Below are 1,884 nucleotides of genomic sequence, written 5' to 3' on the forward strand. Positions count from 1 at the left end.
GCCGGATACATCATATGCCCAAGCGTCATCAGGAAGAAGACAAGCCCGATCCAGCCAATGCCTTGGTAGTTGCGCATCTGGATGAGCGTCCCGACCGGGTTCGCGCGTTTCCACTCGAAGCGGCGGCGGTGCTTGTTATCAAGCGTTTCGGGCAGCAGAAACAGGGCGATCAGGAAATTCAGGAAAGCAAGCGCGGCGGCGAAATAGAACGGTACCCGTGGCCCGAGCGTGCCGAGCAGCCCGCCCAGAACCGGTCCGATGACGAAGCCGACGCCGAAGGCGATGCCGAGCAGGCCGAAGTTCTTCGCCCGGTTCTCATCGGTCGAGATGTCGGCGATGAAAGCGGAAGTCGTTGAATAGCTGGCGCCGGAAATGCCGGCCAGCACGCGTCCGATAAACAGCATCGGGTAGGACCATGCGACAGCGCAGATCAGATTATCGATGGCAAAGGTGAAGACGGAGGCGAGCAGGATCGGCCGCCGTCCGAACCGGTCGCTCAACCCGCCGATGACAGGTGCGAAAACGAACTGCATCGCCGCATAGGCGAAGAACAGCCAGCCCCCCTCGATCGCCGCCTCGCCGATGCCAACGCCGGTCAATTCCCTGAGATAGGCCGGCAGCACCGGCATGATGATGCCGAAGCCGATGATATCGAGCAGCAGCGTGGTGAAAACGAGCGCAAGGCCCCGCCTGGCGCTTTTGGGGTCTATCATGATGGCGTCGGCTCCTCAGACCGCCTTGGGGCAAAGGCGCGGGCTCGTTATAGGCGAGCCCGTCTTACGGAACAATAAGAGAACGGACTCGGCAGTCCTATCCTGACATCAGCTGACGTGCCCTGCCGCCGCGCGTGGCAACTTAAGCGGGAGTGTTCGAACACCTCAGATCGGAGTGTTGAACGTATCGCAGTCCGACAGCTTGCCGCTCCTGTAGCCGCGCGCCAGCCAGGTCTGCCGCTGCTGCGAGGTGCCGTGGTTGAAGCTTTCCGGCACGACATAGCCCTGCATCTTCTTCTGCATCGTGTCGTCGCCGATCTGCTGGGCGGCGTTCAGTGCCTCGTCCATGTCGCCCTGCTCCAGGATTCCCTTCTGCCCGGTGAAATGCGCCCAGACGCCGGCGAAGCAATCGGCCTGAAGCTCGACCTGCACCGACATGTGGTTGGCCTCGGCCTCGCCCATTTGCTGCCGCATCTGATTGAACTTGGGCAGGATGCCGGTGATGTTCTGCACATGATGGCCGACCTCATGCGCGATCACATAGGCCTGGGCGAAATCGCCCGAGGCGCCGAATTGCTGATCGAGCTGCTGGAAAAAGGTCGTGTCGAGATAGACCTTGCGGTCGCCGGGGCAGTAGAACGGGCCGGCCGCGGAAGAGGCGAAGCCGCAGGCTGAGCGGATCTGACCGCTGAACAGGACCAGTTTGGGGTCTTCGTAGGTCAGGCCCTCGGCCTGGAAAATGCCGGTCCAGGTGTCCTCGGTCTCGGCCAGCACCGTCGAGACGAACTGCTTCATCTCGTCGGAGGCCGGCGCACCGGTGCCCTCCCCGCTATTGTCGGTGATCTGACCGCCGCCCGGCCCCACGCCACCATCGCCGCCGGCCAGGATCTGCAGCGGATCGATGCCGAAGGCCTTCAGCCCGAAATAGAGGACCACGAGAATGATGATGGTCGACAGCGACATTCCGCCGCCGGAGCGGCCGCCGACCGGGATGCGGAACCGGCCGGGCCCACCGCGCGGCAGGTTGAACCCGCCACCCTGGCCGCGTTGGTCTTCGACATTGTCACTTTGACGACGACCCTTCCAGAGCATGGCACTCCTCGCGATGCACGTATCGGTACTTGGCCGATCTCATGGCCCGATCCGACCCAACAAACAATTATCTCAATGG

2 protein-coding genes are annotated in these 1,884 nt (G+C 62.6%); both read right to left on the reverse strand.

Features of this window, described 5'->3' with window-relative positions; genetic code table 11:
• Positions 1 to 713: MFS transporter (locus EOA86_RS32945; RefSeq protein WP_164892250.1), on the reverse strand; the 713-nt coding region annotated here is incomplete at its 3' end.
• Positions 714 to 878: 165 nt separating this feature from the next.
• Positions 879 to 1,805 carry a neutral zinc metallopeptidase gene (locus EOA86_RS32950; protein WP_065012033.1) on the reverse strand — a complete coding sequence of 309 codons (927 nt, stop codon included), beginning with the start codon at positions 1,803 to 1,805 and terminating at the stop codon, positions 879 to 881.
• Positions 1,806 to 1,884: the final 79 nt, after the last annotated feature.

Source organism: Mesorhizobium sp. M5C.F.Ca.IN.020.32.2.1 (assembly GCF_004023105.1).
GTDB classification, from domain to species: Bacteria; Pseudomonadota; Alphaproteobacteria; order Rhizobiales; family Rhizobiaceae; genus Mesorhizobium; species Mesorhizobium wenxiniae.